Annotated in this window: 13 protein-coding genes; 11 read left to right on the top strand and 2 right to left on the bottom strand. The window is 40.5% G+C overall.

The window, feature by feature from the left end:
* Positions 1-178 precede the first annotated feature (178 nt).
* From IGI79_RS09050 to IGI79_RS09010, 9 genes are all read left to right on the top strand, one after another.
* Positions 179-1,765, top strand: a complete 1,587-nt coding sequence (locus IGI79_RS09050) for a xylulokinase (protein WP_396349516.1) — start codon at positions 179-181, stop codon at positions 1,763-1,765.
* On the top strand, positions 1,759-2,457 hold the full coding sequence (locus IGI79_RS09045; protein ID WP_104776350.1) for an L-ribulose-5-phosphate 4-epimerase: 699 nt from the start codon (positions 1,759-1,761) through the stop codon (positions 2,455-2,457). The genes IGI79_RS09050 and IGI79_RS09045 overlap by 7 nt, the downstream gene beginning before the upstream one ends.
* A 20-nt stretch (positions 2,458-2,477) precedes the next feature.
* Positions 2,478-3,902 carry an L-arabinose isomerase gene (araA, locus tag IGI79_RS09040; protein ID WP_195273215.1) on the top strand — a complete coding sequence of 475 codons (1,425 nt, stop codon included), beginning with the start codon at positions 2,478-2,480 and terminating at the stop codon, positions 3,900-3,902.
* 263 nt (positions 3,903-4,165) lie between these two features.
* Positions 4,166-6,544, top strand: coding sequence for a phosphoketolase family protein (locus tag IGI79_RS09035; protein WP_207463628.1), 2,379 nt, complete (start codon positions 4,166-4,168; stop codon positions 6,542-6,544).
* 549 nt (positions 6,545-7,093) lie between these two features.
* Positions 7,094-9,973, top strand: coding sequence for a lectin-like domain-containing protein (locus IGI79_RS09030; RefSeq protein WP_195475808.1), 2,880 nt, complete (start codon positions 7,094-7,096; stop codon positions 9,971-9,973).
* A gap of 12 nt (positions 9,974-9,985) precedes the next feature.
* Positions 9,986-10,291, top strand: a complete 306-nt coding sequence (locus IGI79_RS09025) for an LPXTG cell wall anchor domain-containing protein (protein ID WP_010735041.1) — start codon at positions 9,986-9,988, stop codon at positions 10,289-10,291.
* Positions 10,288-10,848 carry a WxL domain-containing protein gene (locus tag IGI79_RS09020; protein WP_019724051.1) on the top strand — a complete coding sequence of 187 codons (561 nt, stop codon included), beginning with the start codon at positions 10,288-10,290 and terminating at the stop codon, positions 10,846-10,848. The genes IGI79_RS09025 and IGI79_RS09020 overlap by 4 nt, the downstream gene beginning before the upstream one ends.
* A 23-nt stretch (positions 10,849-10,871) precedes the next feature.
* Complete coding sequence (locus IGI79_RS09015) at positions 10,872-11,447, top strand: hypothetical protein (protein WP_010735043.1); 576 nt, start codon at positions 10,872-10,874, stop codon at positions 11,445-11,447.
* A gap of 127 nt (positions 11,448-11,574) precedes the next feature.
* Positions 11,575-12,582: a DUF916 and DUF3324 domain-containing protein gene (locus IGI79_RS09010; protein WP_258183259.1), complete on the top strand. Its 1,008-nt coding sequence runs from the start codon at positions 11,575-11,577 to the stop codon at positions 12,580-12,582.
* Positions 12,583-13,145: 563 nt separating this feature from the next.
* Here the strand turns inward: IGI79_RS09010 and IGI79_RS09005 are convergent.
* Positions 13,146-14,027 (bottom strand): hypothetical protein, encoded by an 882-nt coding sequence (locus IGI79_RS09005; protein ID WP_108146192.1) that lies wholly within the window; start codon positions 14,025-14,027, stop codon positions 13,146-13,148.
* Positions 14,028-14,448: 421 nt separating this feature from the next.
* Between IGI79_RS09005 and IGI79_RS09000 the strand changes: the two genes are divergently transcribed.
* The gene (locus tag IGI79_RS09000; protein WP_438845881.1) at positions 14,449-16,872 is read left to right on the top strand and encodes a hypothetical protein; all 2,424 of its coding nucleotides are present in this window, start codon (positions 14,449-14,451) and stop codon (positions 16,870-16,872) included.
* Between the two features lie 261 nt (positions 16,873-17,133).
* Entirely contained in the window at positions 17,134-18,126 is a 993-nt protein-coding gene (locus IGI79_RS08995) for a zinc-dependent alcohol dehydrogenase family protein (protein ID WP_104776344.1), read from the top strand.
* A 212-nt stretch (positions 18,127-18,338) separates the two neighbouring features.
* Here the strand turns inward: IGI79_RS08995 and IGI79_RS08990 are convergent, their stop codons facing one another.
* Positions 18,339-19,841, bottom strand: a complete 1,503-nt coding sequence (locus tag IGI79_RS08990; RefSeq protein WP_195475810.1) for a helix-turn-helix domain-containing protein — start codon at positions 19,839-19,841, stop codon at positions 18,339-18,341.
* Between the last annotated feature and the right edge of the window lie 287 nt (positions 19,842-20,128).

The raw sequence follows: 20,128 nt of genomic DNA, 5'->3' as shown, positions 1-20,128 counted from the left end.
TTTATATGATAAATGTGAATTTATCAGGAAAAAGAAAAAGGATTTATGTACGAACAAATAACTATATTTGCGTTGACATGTACGTACAAAAAGTTTTATACTGTAACTATCATAAAGAGAAACTAAGGAGGCGTTTGACATCGAAGCGAAAGAAACTAGGCTGAAACGAATAGAAGCGATTCGCACAGGGCAAACAGCACTAGGTATTGAGCTAGGTTCGACGAGAATCAAAGCAGTGCTGATCGATCAACACTATGAGCCGATTGCAGCTGGAAGTTACGATTGGGAAAACCAGTTAGAAAACGGTATTTGGACCTATTCACTTGATGAGATTTGGAAGGGGTTACAATCGAGTTATCAGCAATTAGTCGACGTGGTTTCTGAAGAGTATGACACGACACTAACTACGATAGGAGCGATCGGCTTTAGCGCAATGATGCACGGTTATTTAGCATTTGATCAGCACGATGAATTGCTTGTTCCTTTTCGCACGTGGCGCAATGCCATTACCGCAGAGGCAGAAGAAAAGTTGAGCAAAGCCTTTCATTATACGATTCCACAGCGTTGGAGCATTGCCCATCTATATCAAGCAATTTTAAATAAAGAAACACATCTAAAAGATCTTAGTTACTTTACAACATTAGCTGGGTATATCCATTGGCAGTTGACCGGACAAAAAGTATTAGGAGTTGGAGATGCTTCAGGAATGTTTCCGATTGATCGTCAAACGAAGGGATATGATGCACAAAAGATTGCTATTTTTGATCAATTGGCACAAGCAGAAGGTTTTATGCAACCTTTAGAAACGCTCCTTCCAGAAATTCGTTTGGCTGGTGAGGTTGCAGGGACGCTGACTGAAAAGGGAGCCAAGCTCTTAGATCTATCCGGTAACTTATCTGCAGGGATTCCTGTTTGCCCACCAGAAGGGGATGCCGGCACCGGCATGGTCGCAACGAACAGTGTGGGGCTACGCACAGGGAATGTTTCAGCTGGGACATCGGCTTTTGCAATGATCGTATTGGATAAAGAGTTAGTAAATATCCATCCAGAAATCGACCAAGTAACAACACCTGACGGAAGCCCTGTAGCAATGGTGCATACAAACAATTGCTCATCAGAAATCAACGCATGGGTCAAGATTTTCAAAGAGTTCAGTGAGAGTCTTGGCGTGACGATCGATACACAGCAGATTTATGAAACCTTATTTTTGAGAGCGCTACAAGGAGAGGGTGACTGTGGAGGATTACTCAGCTATGGGTATCACTCAGGAGAAAACATCACAAAAATGGAACAAGGCAGACCATTATTCGTGCGACAGCCTGATAGCACATTTGATTTAGCAAATTTTATGCGGATGCACCTGTCGAGTGCTTTTGGGGCGATGCGTCTAGGGATGGAGATTCTTAAATCTGAGCAAGTCACGATCGATCGTTTAGTGGCACATGGCGGGATCTTTAAAACGCCGAAAGTTGCTCAAACGATTCTAGCTTCAGCAATGGAAGCACCTGTCACAGTCATGGAAACAGCCGGAGAAGGAGGCGCTTGGGGGATTGCCTTATTAGCTGCTTATCTCCGATCGGCAGATGGCATGACTTTGGAAGAATTTTTAGCAAAAGAGGTATTTTCAACTAGTGAAGGTCTGACGATCGAGCCTAAAGAGGCAGATTTAAAAGGTTACGAAAAATTTATTGAGCTGTATGAAAAAGGGTTGCCTATCGAAGCATCCGCGATCGTATCAATGGAAGAAGGAGTGAGAGAATGTTAGAAAGTCTGAAAGAAGCGGTTTATCAAGCGAATTTAGCTTTACCAAAACAAGGTTTGATCAAATATACATGGGGGAATGTCAGTGCGTTTGATCGAGAAACAGGATATTTTGTCATCAAACCTAGTGGTGTGAGCTATGAGGAAATGAAAGCAGAAGATATGGTTGTTGTTGATTTGAATAATCAAGTCATCGAAGGCAAGCTTAATCCATCCTCCGATACACCGACACATGCGGTTCTCTACAAACATTTCCCGGAAATTGGCGGGATTTGTCATACGCATTCGACGTGGGCAACGATTTGGGCGCAAGCGGGTCTCGATTTACCCGCCATGGGTACGACTCATGCAGATACTTTTTATGGTAGCGTTCCTTGTGCAAGATTTTTATCACAAGAAGAAATCGATGCTGGTTATGAACACGAAACCGGCAATGTGATCATTGAGACATTCCAAAATAGAAATATTGATATCATGGCGATCCCGGGAGTGTTGTTACATGGTCATGGACCGTTTACTTGGGGAAAAGACGCTTCTCAAGCGGTGATGAATGCCGTTGTACTGGATGAAGTGGCGAAAATGAACTTATTTACTCGCCAATTGAATAGTTTTTCCGAACCATTGCCACAACGAATATTGGATAAACATTATTTACGCAAGCATGGTAAAGATGCGTATTATGGCCAAAAAAAATAAAAAAAAGAGGAGTTATAAACATGTTAGCAATCAGTGAAAAAGAATTTTGGTTCGTCGTAGGTTCACAACATCTATACGGAGAAGAAGCTTTAGCACAGGTCAAAAAGAATGCGGAGACGATCGTTACAGCACTAAATGATCACCAAACGTTGCCTTATCCGATCGTACTAAAAGAACTAGCAGTGACTGCTGATACGATCACTTCGATCATGAAAGAAGCGAATTACCAAGAGCAAGTAGCAGGTGTGATCACTTGGATGCATACTTTCTCCCCAGCAAAAATGTGGATTCGTGGCACGCAGTTATTACAAAAGCCTTTGTTGCATTTAGCTACGCAATTTAATGAGAGTATTCCTTGGGAAACGATCGACATGGACTTTATGAACTTGAACCAAGCAGCCCACGGGGATCGGGAATATGGTTTTATCAATGCACGACTCAATAAGAAAAATGAAATCGTGGTAGGTCATTGGCAATCCGAAGATGTGCAACGTCAGATCTCAGACTGGATGCACGTGGCTGTGGCTTATAATGAAAGCTTCTCGATCAAGGTTGCTCGGTTTGGAGACAATATGCGTAATGTGGCTGTGACCGAAGGAGACAAAGTAGAAGCACAGATCCAGTTTGGCTGGGTGGTCGACTATTATGGGATCGGCGATTTAGTCAAAGTGATCGATGAAGTCACTGAGGAAGAGGTAGCGTCATTATTTGAAGAATATAAACAACTCTATGATTTTGATTATGCAGATTATGACCATGACACTTGGGAAGCACATGTCAAAGTACAAGCAAAACAAGAAATCGGGATCAGACGTTTCTTGGAAGCGGGCAATTATAATGCTTTCACAACAAACTTTGAAGATCTTTACGGTATGCAACAGTTACCTGGCTTGGCAGTCCAACGGTTAATGGCAGAAGGCTACGGATTTGCCGGTGAGGGGGATTGGAAAACAGCTGCTTTGGATCGGATGTTAAAAATCATGGCACAAAACAAAGACACAGGTTTTATGGAAGATTACACGTATGAATTGACGCCAGGAAAAGAAGCAATTTTACAATCTCACATGATGGAAGTAGATCCGACATTGGCGGTCAATCGACCAAAAATCGTTGTTTCGCCATTATCGATGGGTGATCGAGAAGATCCGGCTCGTTTGGTGTTTGACGGTAAAGCCGGCGATGGTGTCGTGGTTTCCATGGCAGATTTTGGCACGCATTACAAATTGTTGATCAATGAAGTGGAAGCCTTCGAACCAACAGAAGAAGCCCCACATTTACCAGTGGCACGCGTACTTTGGAAAGTCAAACCGAATTTCCATGAGGGGGTAGGTGCTTGGATCCGCACAGGTGGCGGACACCATACCGTTGTGTCATTACATCTTACTACCGAGCAGATCCAAACATGGGCGCGCTTGGTTGATTTAGAAGATATCGTCATCAAATAAGTGAAATGATCAATTGAAGGACTTTGGGACTTTAGAAAAACTTACGTCTAACACTCTTTTTCAAAGAAGTAGAGCGTTATGATGTCATTTCTTAGAGATTCAAGTTAAAGTTAAATAAATACCGTAATGTTATCAGCTGATTAAGGGATAGCACATACGAGCAGTCGAAAGAAGCGACGAAGATGAGTCTGGACACTCTGGTAAAGACCAGACTCATTTTTTGTTCTTTCGTAGGACTAGCAATGATTAAAGGGGTGTTCGATATGACAAACGTAGACAAACAAATAGAATTCGAACAATTAGATGCTTGGTGGCGGGCTGCAAATTATATTTCTGTTGCTCAAATGTATTTAAAAGATAATCCATTATTACGCCGTCCATTAACTAAAGACGATGTAAAGACACATCCTATTGGGCATTGGGGAACGATTGCTGGACAAAATTTTGTGTATGCACATCTAAATCGTGTCATCAATAAATACGATTTGGATATGTTTTACATAGAGGGCCCTGGTCATGGTGGACAAGTGATGGTATCCAATTCTTATATTGATGGCAGTTACAGTGAGATCTATCCTGAATTTACAGAAGATGAAGCCGGATTGGCACATTTATGTCGGGTATTTTCTTATCCTGGCGGGATTGCATCCCATGCTGCGCCAGAAACACCAGGATCGATTCATGAAGGTGGAGAACTTGGCTATTCACTGGCCCATGCGACAGGTGCGATCCTTGATCATCCGGATGTCATCGCGGCGACAGTTGTAGGCGATGGCGAAGCAGAAACAGGTCCATTAGCTGGCGGTTGGTTTTCAAATGTCTTTATCAACCCAGTGAATGATGGTGCGGTGCTACCGATTTTGAATTTGAATGGCGGGAAAATCTCAAATCCAACCATCCTTGCCCGCAAGAGTGATGAGGATCTTCGAAAGTATTTTGAAGGAATGGGCTGGAAACCTTATTTTGTTGAAGGCACAGACCCAGAGGCTGTTCATCACATCCTAGCTTCAACGTTAGACACAGTGATCGAAGAAATCAAAGAAATCCAAAAGGAAGCAAGACAAGCACCTGCGGAATCAGCTACGATGCCAAGATGGCCAGTCATTATTTTTCGGACGCCAAAAGGCTGGACTGGACCAAAGACGTGGGAAAATGAACAAGTTGAAGGAACGTTTCGTGCCCATCAAGTACCGATTCCAGTTGATTCAGAGCATATGGAACACGTCGATCATTTGGTTGATTGGTTGCAGTCTTATCGCCCAGAAGAGTTATTTGATGAACAAGGAAGAATCAACCAAGAAATCAAAGATCTTTCACCGAAAGGCAATCGCCGGATGTCGACAAACCCAATCACAAATGGCGGAATCGATCCCAAACCGTTAGTCATGCCTGATTGGAAAAACTATGCCGTGGATACTTCAACACCAGGAGCTGTCGTTGCACAAGATATGATGGTCTTTGGGGAACAAGCTAGAGATGTAATCACGGAGAACCCAACCAATTTTCGGATCTTTGGTCCGGATGAAACAAAATCCAATCGCTTGAACAAAGTATTTGAAGTGACTGATCGACAATGGTTGGAACCTAAAGATGCTTCAGATGAGTGGCAGTCATCAGTAGGAAGAGTTATTGATGGTCAATTGTCGGAACATCAAGCAGAAGGCTTTTTAGAAGGCTATGTTTTGACAGGTCGGCACGGATTCTTTGCTAGTTACGAATCCTTTTTACGTGTTGTTGACTCGATGTTGACGCAACACTTCAAATGGATGCGTAAAGCCAGTGATCAGCCTTGGCGGAAAAACTATCCTTCGTTGAACTTGATTGCCACATCGACTGTTTTTCAACAAGATCATAATGGTTATACCCACCAAGACCCTGGTGTGTTGACTCATTTAGCAGAGAAAAAAGCAGAGTTTATTCGCGAATACTTGCCGGCAGATGCGAATAGTTTGATGGCTGTGATGGATCGTGCGTTGCAAGAAGAGCAAGTCATCAACTTGATTATTTCAAGTAAACATCCACGTCCACAATTTTATTCGGCAACAGAAGCAGAAGAACTAGCCAATGAGGGCTTGAAAATCATCGATTGGGCAAGTACCGTTTCTGCGAATGAGGAACCGGATCTAGTAATCGCAGCAGCAGGGACAGAACCAAACCTTGAAGCACTTGCGGCAGTCTCGCTATTGAATCAAGCATTTCCACAACTAAAAATCCGCTTTATCAACGTGGTTGATATCTTGAAGTTAAGACACCCATCTGTTGATCAGAGAGGACTAAGTGATGAAGTGTTTGACACGTTCTTTACAAAAGACAAACCAATTCTGTTTGCTTTCCATGGCTATGAAGGCATGATCCGGGATATTTTCTTTTTACGACACAATCACCAATTGATGGTCCATGGCTATCGAGAAAATGGCGATATCACTACACCGTTTGATATGCGTGTCTTTAGTGAGTTGGATCGTTTCCACTTAGCGCAACATGCAGCGATGACTGTGTATGGTGAAGAAGCTTCGGCTTTTTCTGAGGAAATGACGCAACAATTGAAAGAACATCGAGAGTATATTCGGAAAGAAGGTCATGATCTGCCAGTAGTGGAAAACTGGAAATGGGCGGAGTTAGCTCGGGTGAAGGAATATTAACTAAGAATGACACTAGTAAAACGCGGATCTATCTGCCTTTACTAGTGTTTTTTTAGCACTCGTAAATTTAGTTGCTTTGCAGAATTTTAGTGTGGGAAAAATCAAAGCAACCTATTAGTGGATTAAAAAAGCGAGTCGTGCATACAATGAGCATCATATTCATTATTTATTCATAAATATTAATGTTTTATGATTTCGTTTGCAACTACTGATGTCAAAGTATTTTATTGTAGTTAGCGTTCTCTAAATATATAATGTTATAAGCATAAAAATTCATTTAAAAAATAAAGTATGTTATTATTTTTTTGATGAGAGATATCGTAAGAGAATAGTTAAATTATACATAGTTTTATTTTTTTATTTTGGGTAACTCGCTTAGTTTCTCCGTTGTTTTTACATAATAGTCTTTGATAAATTTTCATTTTCTAGTGAAATCTAGTAGAAATGGACCTGATCTCAAAGGCTATTTGAAAAAATGATAAAAGTAACGACTTTTTAAAAGTCTTCTATATTCAAATTGCGATAGTTTGGACAAAGGAGGTAAAGTTTGTGGGGATAAGGAATGGAATTCAAACCAATACGCGACCGTTTTTTATAACGTTCGTTATTATTGTGGTGTTCTTTATTGGAGGCGTTTGCTCTTCTGTTTTTGCTGATGTCAATCAAAGGCAATCAACGAATGTGTTGATCGATAATGGAGAAGTGGCGTTATCACTCGAAGACACGAATAAAGGGGTGCGATTTAAACTAGAAAAAAATTCATCTGAAGCGTTACAATTTTCCGTAAATTTGATTGATTCTAAGGGTGAAAAAATCCCGCTTATGATAGAGGATCAACCCATTGCTGAGAATCAGGTATTGACAGAAGAACAATTTTCTACCCTACATTTTACCAAACCAACTGAACCTGTTCGATTATTTGTCAAGTATAAGTCCGCAAATGGAACACTGACGGATCTGACACCACCTGAAGGAGAAATTCTTCCACTTGTTGAACCAGAAAATAATGATCAATCAGGTACTTCAGGGAGTCAACCAACCGAAGTAACGAGCGGTACCATTGAAGAAAATAGCGAAACTGGAGAAAATCAGGAACCAACTGAGACACAGCAAGCAACCAGTGAAGCGGAAGTAGCGGAAGAACAAAGCTCGACGTCTTCTGACTATCAACCACCCCAGGCACGAGCAATCCAAGCTTTTGCAACAGGTACAGGTTCTCAATACGTACCGCCGGGAGCTATGCCTATCAGTGGCGCTTTTGCTGCACCAAATGGTGGGGCTGTCGTTTCAAATGTCACGAATACGAATGACAATGGCGGAAAACCATTTTCACAAATCTCTCTTTCGGGGAGTAATAACTGGACGTCGATTTGGTCAAATGACGCGTATCGCTTAGATTTCACGAAATCATTTTCACAACGGGTCTACGTCAATTTTGGCACACAGCAGGCAGATGGCGTGGCGTTTGTCATGCATAATGATGCAAGAAAGACAACAGCGATCACGAATTCTCGAGCAGTCGGTGTAGACGGACAAAACTTGGGCGTCTACGGAGCAACTGGCGGATACTATGAGGGATTATCACCACGTACGCCAGAAACGACCGCGATTCGTAATTCATTTGCGGTTGAATTTGATTTATTTGCTAATGAAGCAGTAACTGGTAGAGCACGCTATGATGCACAGATTCCTGCTGGAAATACGCCGCATATGGCTTATACCTTTCCAGGTAACCTAAGCCGAACGTATCAACCGATCAATGCAGTGAATGGTGATTTAGGAGCAAATGATTGGTTCACTTTGACCCTCGCCAATCCCGGACGGATCAAACACAACAGCTTGATCCCACTTAATGGAGCTGTCAGTACCAATGTCCAAGATGGAACATGGTACGAGTTCAATTATAGCTTTAATAGCACCACACGGAACTTTACGTATTCATTTAGAAATCCTGTCAATGGAGCAAAAACTGCTGACACAACGATACCTTGGGGAGAGCTGAACTCGGAATTGCAGTTAGCAACCAACAACAATCGAGCCTACTGGGGATTTACTGCAGCCAACGGTAGCGTATCAGGACAAGTTCGTTTTGCTTTTACACAACCGCCGATACCGATAGGCGCGACAGTGACGAGTAATGTATTGGACAACGCCAATACATCTGTGACTGTTCCAAGTACAGATACAAGTAAAAGTAAATATTTGATGAGTGAGCAGCCAGCTAAGATCCAATCAACGATCAAGGTAAATACAGGCGAAGCCGCCTTGAATACTACGAGGTGGACGACGGTGCTTGATGCGAAAGCAATCAATTTGGCAACAAATGCGACAGTCACACCGACGATCACGAAAACGACTGCCGCAGGGGTGACGTCAACGATTGCCCCAGCAAATTTAGCAACAGTCGTGACAAATAACGCAACGACTGGCGTGATCACAGTGGTCACGACGATAGCCAATAACGCGATCAATCTCAATCCCGGAGATTCAGCGACACTGAGTTATTCAGCACCAACAAGAACATTGTCAGCGGATGCACTAACTAGTTACGGAAGTTCAGTCTTAGCAAATCCAGTGGGAACGACCCCCAACGACACAACGAACGTCACCTACTATGGCGATACCGTGTATTACTGGGTTAAAAAAACGGATCAGTTTACCACTCTGTCATGGGAAAATGTCAATACGGTGACCAATTTTAGTGAGACGTTGGATATCTCTGCGAATCGCGATCCTGGGTACAAAAGAACATTTTATTGGAAAGATTTAGATGTCGGCGATCGATTGAGTTTCAAAGTGAGAAAAGGAACGACTTATCTCACTGATGTTCCATTCTCTGATGTCACGACAACAGGGGCGACAAGTTTTAATGCAAATACACAGTTAGTGATTCCTACAAAATATTTTGATTATGGTGAAAATAAATTTGTCATTGAAGTGTACTCTTCTGGAAAATTGACGAAACCCGAAGAACCGGCTGCATCATTGAATCTAACGGTAACCTACACTGGTGAATTAAGACTTGAGCAGGCACCAAGTACATTCAAATGGACGAATCGAAAGGTTCGTCAAAGTAAAGGGATCTTGGATCGTGATGCGGGCAATAGCTTAGAATTAAAGGTATGGGATTCGAGAGATCCACGAACAACAAGAAATTGGTCGGTTGGACTTTCGATCACGAGTGGAACGAACGCACCTTTTTCTTTCGTCTGGAAAACAAGTCCTACGAGTGCGGTTCAAAATTTGGGTAATTCACCAATCAAAGTGTTTGATTCTGCGAGTGTGACCCCGACTGGTTATGTTTATACGCTGAATATGAGTGAAAATGCGGGTGTGTTGTTGAATAGCTCAAAACTGTTGCCTGTAGGTGATTATAGTGGACGAGCAACAGCTAATTGGAAGCTATATAACACGGCTACGATCGAATAAGGAGGCGATGAGATGAAGCGAATAACTATGAATCTTTTGTTCCTGCTTAGTGTTGTTTTGTTCACTGGCTTTGTGCGAGTCGCTCCTACGTTTGCCGACGAAGTGATTGCTTCCGATCAGCAAGAAATCCAGTTTGAATTATATGAAAAAGATGAAGTGAGTCCCATAGATAAGGGTGAAAGTGGAACGACCAAACCGCAAGCGGAGGGGATGCTTCCGCAAACAGGTAGTTTGTTGTATGGAACGTCTGCATTTCTCGGTACATTGCTGATTGGATTTGTCGGACTGATGTATCGATCAAGGAGGCAGAAGCGATGAAGCCTAAAATCAAATGGTTGCTACTATTTATCTTGCTCCTGATGTTTGTTTCTCCTCCAAAGATCCGAGCTTCTTCTGTTGGTGAAGAGAAAAAATCAGCAGTGAATGTCCAAATCATCGAACCTGCTATTTATTTAAAGAAAGTAATACCACCAACTTTTGATCGCTACCCAGTCCCTGAGACGGACATTGAAGTACAAGCAAAGCAAGATCTAGTGATCGAAGTGGTTGACAATCGTTCTGGAACAAACGGGTGGAAACTCGATTATTCATTATCTGCTTTTAAAAATCAGCAGGAATATACAGCAAAACTTTCTATGAAAGATGGACAGTTGACGACAGAAAAAACCACTGTCTATCAAGTCAATGATATAGAAAATATCAGTCATGGCGAAACGCAAGAACTCGTCAAAGTCAGTCAAGGAACGAAACAAAACTTTCGATTGATCATCCCGAAAGAAAGTATTAAGTTGAGTGTTCCTGCTAATAGTCCAAGTGGTACCTATAAAGCGATACAGACGGTCAACCTCGTAAATGTGGTTGCCGATGTAGATTAATTGAAAATCAAGGAGGAATAAAAATGAACCACAAAACAAAAACATTAAGTGCAGTATTCGCAGGGTTGATTTTAGTAAATATAGGTGGAGTAGCAGCATTCGCAGCAGAGGTACCAGGACAAACTGGAAGTACACCAACGACTGTAACGATCACCGATGCTACTTCAGGAGATTTAAGACTCGATGCCGTTCCAGCGACTTATGCGTTTGAGACGGAAATCGAAAATGGCACGTATTCACTTAGTACTGGAACGATCGGTACACCAGGAAATATCGTTGTTTCAAATGATAGTATCGCTCAAGCATGGTCAGTGAGAGCAACTGTTGCGAATAATCAATTGACACGAGCAGCTGCACCAGCCACATTTGATGTGAATTCATTCCAAATCAATGGTGCACAATTAGTTGGTACAGGCGCAACTGGGATTGTCGCTCGATCAGCGACTACACCAGATGCCGGAAATAATACCGGTCAAATCACCACTCCGGTAACATCGATCGCAATTGGTTTTACCGATCCGAGCAATGTCTTACAAGTAAATAATGTCTTGAACGGTACGATCAATTATCAATTGTACAATACGGCAGATGCTTCTTAATGGCTGTACCCAAATTGAGAAGATTGGAGCAATCGCATTCAGCGATTGCTTCAATTCTTTCTATAAGTTTTTGTTCATGATCAAATCTCTGGGAAAAACCAAATGAATCGATAAATGAGGTGTAGTGATGCGGAAAATAATTTTAGCCATTTGTTTCATGTTTGCTTTTTGCTTCCCTTTAGTCACCGAGGCAGAGACTGAGAGTGAAGTGGGCTTTCATATCAAAGCAATTATTCCAGAAAATCAATCCGATAAAAAATTAACTTATTTTGATTTACAACTAGAACCTGGTCAAAAACAAACGATCAAGTTCCTGATAGAAAATACATCGAATGAAGAGTCAACTTATCAGGTTGCAGTAAACCAAGCCTATACGAATGACCAAGGGTTTATTGATTACACGCAACCAACTGATGAACCAGATATACCGGAGGAATTTCAAATCGACAACATTGCGAAAGTCCCAGAAAGCATCATTTTAGCTGGTGGGAAGTCACAAGAAGTTAGCGTTGACCTCACAATGCCGGAAAAAGAATTTGATGGACAAATCTTGGCAGCCATCCATGTCATGAAAGTAGGTCAAGCGGAACAAGAGGGCCAAATCGTTAACAATTATGGCTATGTCTTAGGATTGAAATTAACGAATAATACGAATGAAGTGCAAAGAAAGGTGGAATTGGAAGGCGTCGAACCAGCCATTTCATTTGGGAAAACAAGTGTGGTAGCAACTTTGAAGAATCCAACGATGGATGCGATCGGTCATTTGAAATATGCAGCTGAGGTGAAAGATGCCACAGGGGAAGTCATAAAAGAAGTATCCTATGATAAAGAGATGCAAATGGCACCCTTGTCCACGTATCGATTTGCAATCGATTGGGACAATGAACGACTGGAAGCGGGAGATTATTCCTTACATTTGACAATCTCAGATGCCAAAGACAACGAGTGGGTATTCGATCGCGACTTTACAATCAGTGAGAGTGATGCGAAAGAAGTGAATAAGGTAGCAATCTCTAAAGTGAATCAGCAGTCAATCCCGACTTGGGTCTATGTAGTTGTGGGTATCTTACTTGGGATCATCCTTCTATTGATCATTTATTTTCTATTCATACGTAAGAAGAAAAAAGAAGAGTAACCAAAAGGGGTTGTGATCCTTATGTTAACACGAGTCTTAGCATAGGGATCACAATCTCTTTCTGTCAGTTAGCGTTTTTTATAGAAATAATAAAGCACACTGATGAAAAAAATCACAGATATTAGAAGGCCGATTTCGTAATATACAAACACCCTCAGAGAATCATAAAAGTAATACGCCATGATTTTAGTGATAAAATAAATCACTGGACATGCAGCTAGGAACACCAGAAAAGTGCGCTTAGTTAATTTAAAGAAATAAAAAAATGCTAGCACGGCAATACTTAAAGGAAACCAAAATAAAAACTTGCTTAATTGGACCAACATCCTTCACTCCTCTATTATCTTCATAATCAAATAATACCATTTTTGTGTTATTTTTAAAACTATTAATAGTATCATAACAAAATATTTTTTTTGATTTTAAAATAAAAATAAGTGGTTTTTATATATAAACGCTTGATTTGCAGAGAATTGTGAAAATATGTTCATGTAGAACGTTCGTTTTTTAATAACATTTTAAAAAATGGAATTAGGTTCCTTTGTTATATATCGACCATTTTTTTAAAATGATTTTAACGAGTTTGTACGGATGAAATGTAAAATCATTTCAGTGATCCAAGGACAGTCTTGGCGACGCATACTGAATGGTTGGTAACCATTATAGCGATAGATATATTCATTTTTCCAACCTTCTGTTTTGGTTTGCTTCATTTTCAATAACTCGATCAATGGGCGTAATGTCTCTTGATCAAGATCTGGAGTATGAGAAGCGATGTAGATAAGATCGGTCAAGGATAAAACGTAGCCTTGTGGAAACATATTTTCTGTAATATGTGCAGAAATGGGCTGTCCATTCGATAAGCGTTTGAACCATTGATGCTTTTCCATATACATCACACCATCAGCAATCATTTTTTTTACTTGCGGGTCAGTTTGATCCACCATTTTTTGATAAGTGATCAACGCACGAACAGTTTTTCCAATGCCGATGTAACAAGGGGTTTTTCTTAAGCAACCGCCATGTTGACAAATACCACGTCCTGTCCATGAGGTTGTTTGATTCCGTTCAAAGAGCTGATAATTTTTGATCCACATGAGTGCTCGCTGTGCAGAAAGTTTTTGCCCTAAACCGAGACGAACATAGGCTTCCAGTAACATTGCATTGTAGCAAGGAACGATATCTTCTGCTTTTCCGGTATAAGAAAAACCGTCTGACGTCGCAATCGTTTTTTCTACATACTGTATCAATGACTGGGTAACTGGTAATTGACTGGCATAGGGGATTTCGGCTAAACCAACCAAAGCAAAAATTTTTCCTAAAGCGGATAGATTCTCTTGTTGTTCATATTTTTTGACGATCTGTGATTGCTCAAGATAGATCATGGGATCTTCAATCGGTTCATTTTGATCTATTTTCATTTTTAATCGATAAGCTGCATCCATAAAAGCATGACTCCTTCAATTGCTTATTGTGAGTATTTGGTAAGGGTTTCACAAATCAAGTATATCATCAAATGGCTGTTCCATGATGGCGCAGCCATCAAATTTTAGCTGGTATATTTTGATGTTCCTTTTTTTTATTTCCGAAAAAATTATGATACTGGGAGATTTCTAATAATTGAGTGTTCTTTTAATAGCAGTAATCAATGGCGAATATTTCTAAGATATTGGTGTGAATTTATTTCTATAATAGGAAATAATAAGCACGATAATGCTGATAAATGGTGTTATTATTCTTGGTGTAAAGGATGTGGATTGTTATTTCTTTACAAAAAACTGCCAATAAAAGGGGGCTATGAATGGGTGAAGAATCTATCCATAGATAATTGGTGGGTAAAATTTCCTTAGGAGGATGATCTACATTATGAAAAAAAGGAAAACAATGTGTCAGTTGATGTTGCTCGGTCTCACTGTGTCGACAATGATGGTGCCAGTTTCCCATGTGTCAGCAGCAATTCAGTCAGTAGAAAAGAGCAAGGAGAATGATTCTTTACAGACGAGTCAACTCAATCAGTCTTTACTAGGATCGATTACTTCCGACCAAGAACAAATCAATCGTTTAGATCAAAAGTATGAGTTAGTCGCTTATGATGCAACTGTCTTGCCTGAAAAAATTGATTCTAAGTCACTCTTAGTGGCTGCAGATGCGAAAGTCGTTGATGAAGAAGGTGAACCTCTAAGTGGTTTCACGCCTTATGTCAAAGCAACAACCGTTGAAGCAAAGCCAGGGGAATATCAGCTGACCGTTGGCTTAAAAGAAGATGCCAGTGTGGAAAAAACAGTAAAAGTAACAGTTTTAAATGAGAAACAAGAAACAAAATATACGATTTTAGCAGAAGACGTGACTGTACTAGTAGGACAAACCGCTACTGATTACATTCTAAAAGTTGCCGGTGCCTATGCACGTAATGAAAAGGGCGAGTTATTTGATGTGATCGTAAAAAGCTCAAACGTTGAAAATCAATTAGGTGAGTATGAAATGACCTTAGGGATCAAGGAAGATCCTCGTGTGGAACGAACGATCAAAGTCACTGTCTCAGACAAAGAAAGCTACGTATTCAGTGCCCAGGATGCGACAGTCATGGTCGGTCAAACGGATGAGGCATCAATCCTCTCAGCTGCTAATGTCGAGATCACGAATCAGCGTGGCGAAGCAGTGGACGCAAAAGCCGTCATCAAGTCATCCACTGTCCAAGACTTTCCAGGTATTTATCTAGCGACAATCGCTGTCGATCAAGATATGACTATTGAAAAAACAATCACTGTCACCGTGATGCAGGCAAACGAGGACACAGTAGGTCAGCCCAATTATCAATTACTTGCTGAAGATACGATAGTTTCTATTGGACAAACAGATGAACAATCATTGATAGCGGCAAGTGGGGCATATGCAATCGATGCAACGACAGGAAAAGTGGGACAAGTCGTTGTCAAACAGTCAACAGTCCAAAATACTCCGGGAGAGTATGACGTGACATTTGGTGTAATCCAAGATGATTCTATTGAAAAAAAAGTGAAAATTACGGTACAAAATCCAGAGGACCAGCCTAAGTATCATTTGAATGTCTTGGAAAAGAATATCACTTTACAAGTTGGGCAAACCGATGAGGCGACAATTCTCTGGGCTAGTGGCGCTGAAGTGAAGGATCAAGATGGGTATTTGACGTACGAAGCAAAACCAATCATCAAATCCTCAACCGTTGAAAATAAAGCAGGTGTCTATGAAGCAACGATTGCAGTGGATAAAGACCTTTCAATCGAACAGAAGATCCAAGTGACAGTCATTGGTGAAGAGACAACTGAACCTGAATTATCCTATGAACTTTATGCCAATGATGGCTTCACAACAGTTGGTCGAACAGATGCTCGTTCAATCATTGAAGTAACCAATGCGCAGGCCTATGATAGCTATGGAAATATGATCGCTGTTATCGTTAAAAACTCAACGATAGAAGATAAAGCAGGTGTCTACAAAGTCACGCTAGGAATCAGTCAAGACTCTACGATTGAAAAAACAGTGAATGTGACTGTTGAAGGAGAAGAAACTGAAATCCCTAACTTTGATTATTTCGTGATTGCAGAAGATGCAGAAGTCAAGGTCGGACAGACAGATGATTACTCCCTTTTGTTAGCAACCAATGCGTATGTGTTCAATCAAACATTAGGAAAACAAGTCGTACCGATCATCAAGCATAGCACAGTAAAAGATACTCCAGGAGAATATGAAGTGACGATTGGTATCGAACAAGATGAACGTGTGGAAAAAACAGTGAAAATCACAGTAGTTGGGGAGCAAGTTCCACAACAAGAGTACATTTTAAATGCAGCAGATGCTGCTGTGACTGTCGGACAGACGGATGACCAATCAATCTTAGCGGCAGTCGGGGCCACTGTGACAGATTTATCTGGTCGACCAGTCGACGCACGACCAGTGATCAAAGCATCGACAGTCAAAGACGAAGTCGGTTACTATGAAGTAACGATCGGTATCGATAAAGGCGATATTGAAAAAACAGTTGAAGTGATCGTTCGTTCTGAAAATCTTACAGAAGGCTATACGTTTTTAGCAGAAGATGCTGTTATTACGGCCGATGAAATAGATGACGCCTCCATTATCAAAGCGACAAATGCACGAACTGTTTATAGTGATGGCAAAGTCGTGAAAGGTGCAGTCATCAAAGAGAACAATGTTTTGCCTATTCCTGGCGAATATGAAGTGGTACTGATGGCGAATCAGTATGGTTTTGGGGCAAAAACTGTCAAAGTAACAGTCGTAGCAGTCAACTGATACGTCATTACTAATTGATCTGTACCGGTTCATTATCTTACGGATATCACAAGAGATGGAAACAGAAGTGTTTAAGCTCAAGAAATCAGGCGACAACCATGAAAATTGCTTCTTAAAATTTTTGTGGTCGTCGTCTTTTTTTGAAGATCGTACTTCTGTTTCCGCCGTTTATTCGTTTCTAAGGTGCGCACAGTCTTCTTTTTATTTCAGGTAAATGTTACACTTGTGAAAAGAATCCAACGATCATCAAAGGAGAAAAAAATGAAAAATCACTGTCTGATTTACCGAGCATTTGGTTTGCCACAAGAGGTTGTGCAACTAGAAGAGCAACCACTCACTTTAAGACAAGGAGAAGTCTTGGTCAAAATGTTAGTGGCTCCAATCAATCCTTCTGATTTGATTCCAATCCACGGCGCCTATGCACATCGCATCAACTTGCCACAAATTGCTGGGTATGAAGGTGTCGGGAAAGTGATCCAAGTCACTGATCCTCAGGATAAACAAATGATAGGACAGTACGTTTTACCCCTACGAGGGGAAGGAACTTGGCAAACCTATCACACAGTACCCAAGAGTGAATTAGTAATTGTTCCCTCTTCGGTCGATCTATTAACAGCTGCCCAGATGTACATCAATCCTGTAACCGCATGGTTGATCTGTACAAAAGAATTGAACCTCAATAAAGGAGATCATATTTTGCTCAATGCAGGAAATTCTTCCATTAGTAGAATTTTTATCCAATTGAGTAAAATTTTATCATTTAAAGTCATTGCAATCGTTCGCCACGAAAAATATAAAGAAGAGTTAACTGAACTAGGAGCAGATTTGGTCGTTCTTTGGGATGAAGAAACAACGTTGCCGCAAATTTTAGCACATACAAAGGGGAAAGGCGTAAGGGCGGCGATTGATCAAGTAGGTGGGAAAAGCGGTGAAACTATGGCGCGAGCGATTCAACCGTATGGGAAGTTCGTTGCGATCGGGTTACTCTCTGGTCAACAAGTTGATTGGTCGCTCATCCAAACATTGCCGATCCAAGCCAAAGTCTATCATCTAAGGCATTGGGCGGATTCGGTTTCCAATGAAGAATGGCAGAAACAATTTCAACAACTATTCCGTTTGGTTGAAGAGGGACAATTGAACCTACTAACTACCGCTCCCATGTATCCAATTTCTGAGTATCGTCAGGCATTGATAGAGGCAGAAAAGAAAAAAGAAAAAATATTTTTAAATTTCGATGTTCCATTAGAGGGCTGAGACAATCAAAAGAGAGTGTGATATTCGTCCTCTTGTACCACTTAAAACCGAATGAACGGCAAGAATAGAAGGAAACTCTTCGCAAAATAAGGCGCCACCCACGAAAACTTGGAGAACAAATTTCGTGGGTGGCGCCTTATTTCTCGAGGTTAAACACGTCTGTTTCGACCTCTTTTTGAGATCACGGCTAAAGGATAGGGAGTGTTTTTCCTTTAGTTAGTTTGTGAATAAGCAGGCAAAGACAAATAAGTGATCGTCTCCATTAAAAGACGCCAATCCGCTATCGTCGGCACATTGGAGATTCGATGGATGCGACAAACCTGTTCATCAATCAAATGAAGATCGTAATTACAAACTACGAGATCAGCTTGGTAGGTTTCGATCGATTCTTTTGTGACAGCATGTTCAATTTGAAATTCGACCGTTGACCGTTGCATAAAAAGTGTCTCGATCTCATTCAGGATATAATCATCTAAAGATGGCGGTCCTTGGATCGTAAACAAAATGCGTAAAGGGCGATACGACTGCTTCATCAACAGCGAAGCATGAAACGTTGTCAACGCAGCTGCAAGATAATCGATATGAACAAAACCAAATAATGGGTTATTTTTTAGAATCGTCAGTTTTTCAAGCCATACTTGGTAGAGCTCAGAATAACGTGCCTTCATTTGCGTCACCATCGTGGGTGAATGTAATTCATAAGTATGGCTCATTTTAGAAAGTAAACGCGCATTGACCAAGTAAGCTTCCATTTTTTCTAGTGTCCCGTCTTTGATCATGTGTTCCGGGAAAACAGTCGCTAGAAAACGTTGGATCGCTTCGATGACACCAGGGCTTTCTTCTCGATAAAATGCATAGGAGCGACCATCGTCCAAATTGCTTTGACGTGTGTAGGAAATACAATGAAGTGAGACCAAGTATAACCACATCGTTTCATTTAATGAGAGCGTTTCATTCGAGCGTGAAAGATAGTAATCCTGTAATAATGGCTCAAGTGAAGAGAAGCCTTTGCTGCTTTTGATCAACACTTTGATACTTCGATTTAAGTTGCAAAGTTTTTTACACTTCCACCGTGCTTTTGCAATCGACAGCCATAAAGCGGCACGAAAATGGCTAAAATGTAAAAAGGCATGATCTCTTTTATGGCCTTCGTTGACTAAATACTGTGCATCGATTTCACTATCTGAATCAATGATCGTACTATCGCCAAAACTTGAGTAAAAGGCAAAAAAACAAAAACGAATATCTTCTTCTCTACCTGATAAAGTCAATGGTCCAGTGGTGATCGTTACACTGAATTCCTTCAAGATATTATTCATATGACGGATCGTTTTAAAAATTGTACTTCTAGAGACCATCAAGGCATCAGCTAATTCATCGGTTGAGTAAGTTACATGATGAAGCAATAGATCCATGATCTGGTAGGTGATGGTCCTTTTAGCTAATAAGGTGATCATCGAATCGATTGTCATTACCTTTTTGTAGTGAAACGATAGTAGTCCCTTGTGATCAATCTTTAGTGAAACGCACTGCTCGTTCAGCGCATGGTTGATTTCCTCGATGTCTTTTTTTAGTGTTGGTTTTGACTTCTCTAAGTTAAGAGAAAGATCATTGAGCGTTAACTGGTTGGTTTTATTTTTATGTACTAAATTTAAAATTTGATATTGTCGTTTAAACTGATTATCAAGTTGTAAGGTGATGGGTAAATTTTCCATTATTCTGGCTTCCAATCTTTATTTTTCTATAAATATGTAAGAAATATAGTCTCTCTGTAAAGTTAAAACACATAGTTAGATAGGCTCAGGGAAAGATGTGCATATTATAAGTATACAAAAAAAACAAACGTTTGAAATAAAAAATCATTATAATTTAAAAATAATCTGTTTTAAATTAAGGACAAATAGTTGGGATTGCCGTGTTTTTTATCGAATAATTGTTTTTTAAATAATTTTGTTATTTTTTATAAGTGAAGATATTTTGTTTTTTCAATAAAAAGTATACA

It is taken from the genome of Enterococcus sp. AZ084 (genome assembly GCF_051714905.1).
In the GTDB taxonomy this organism is placed as follows: Bacteria; Bacillota; Bacilli; order Lactobacillales; family Enterococcaceae; genus Enterococcus_B; species Enterococcus_B pernyi.
This window is presented reverse-complemented; position numbering and strand designations above follow the sequence as displayed.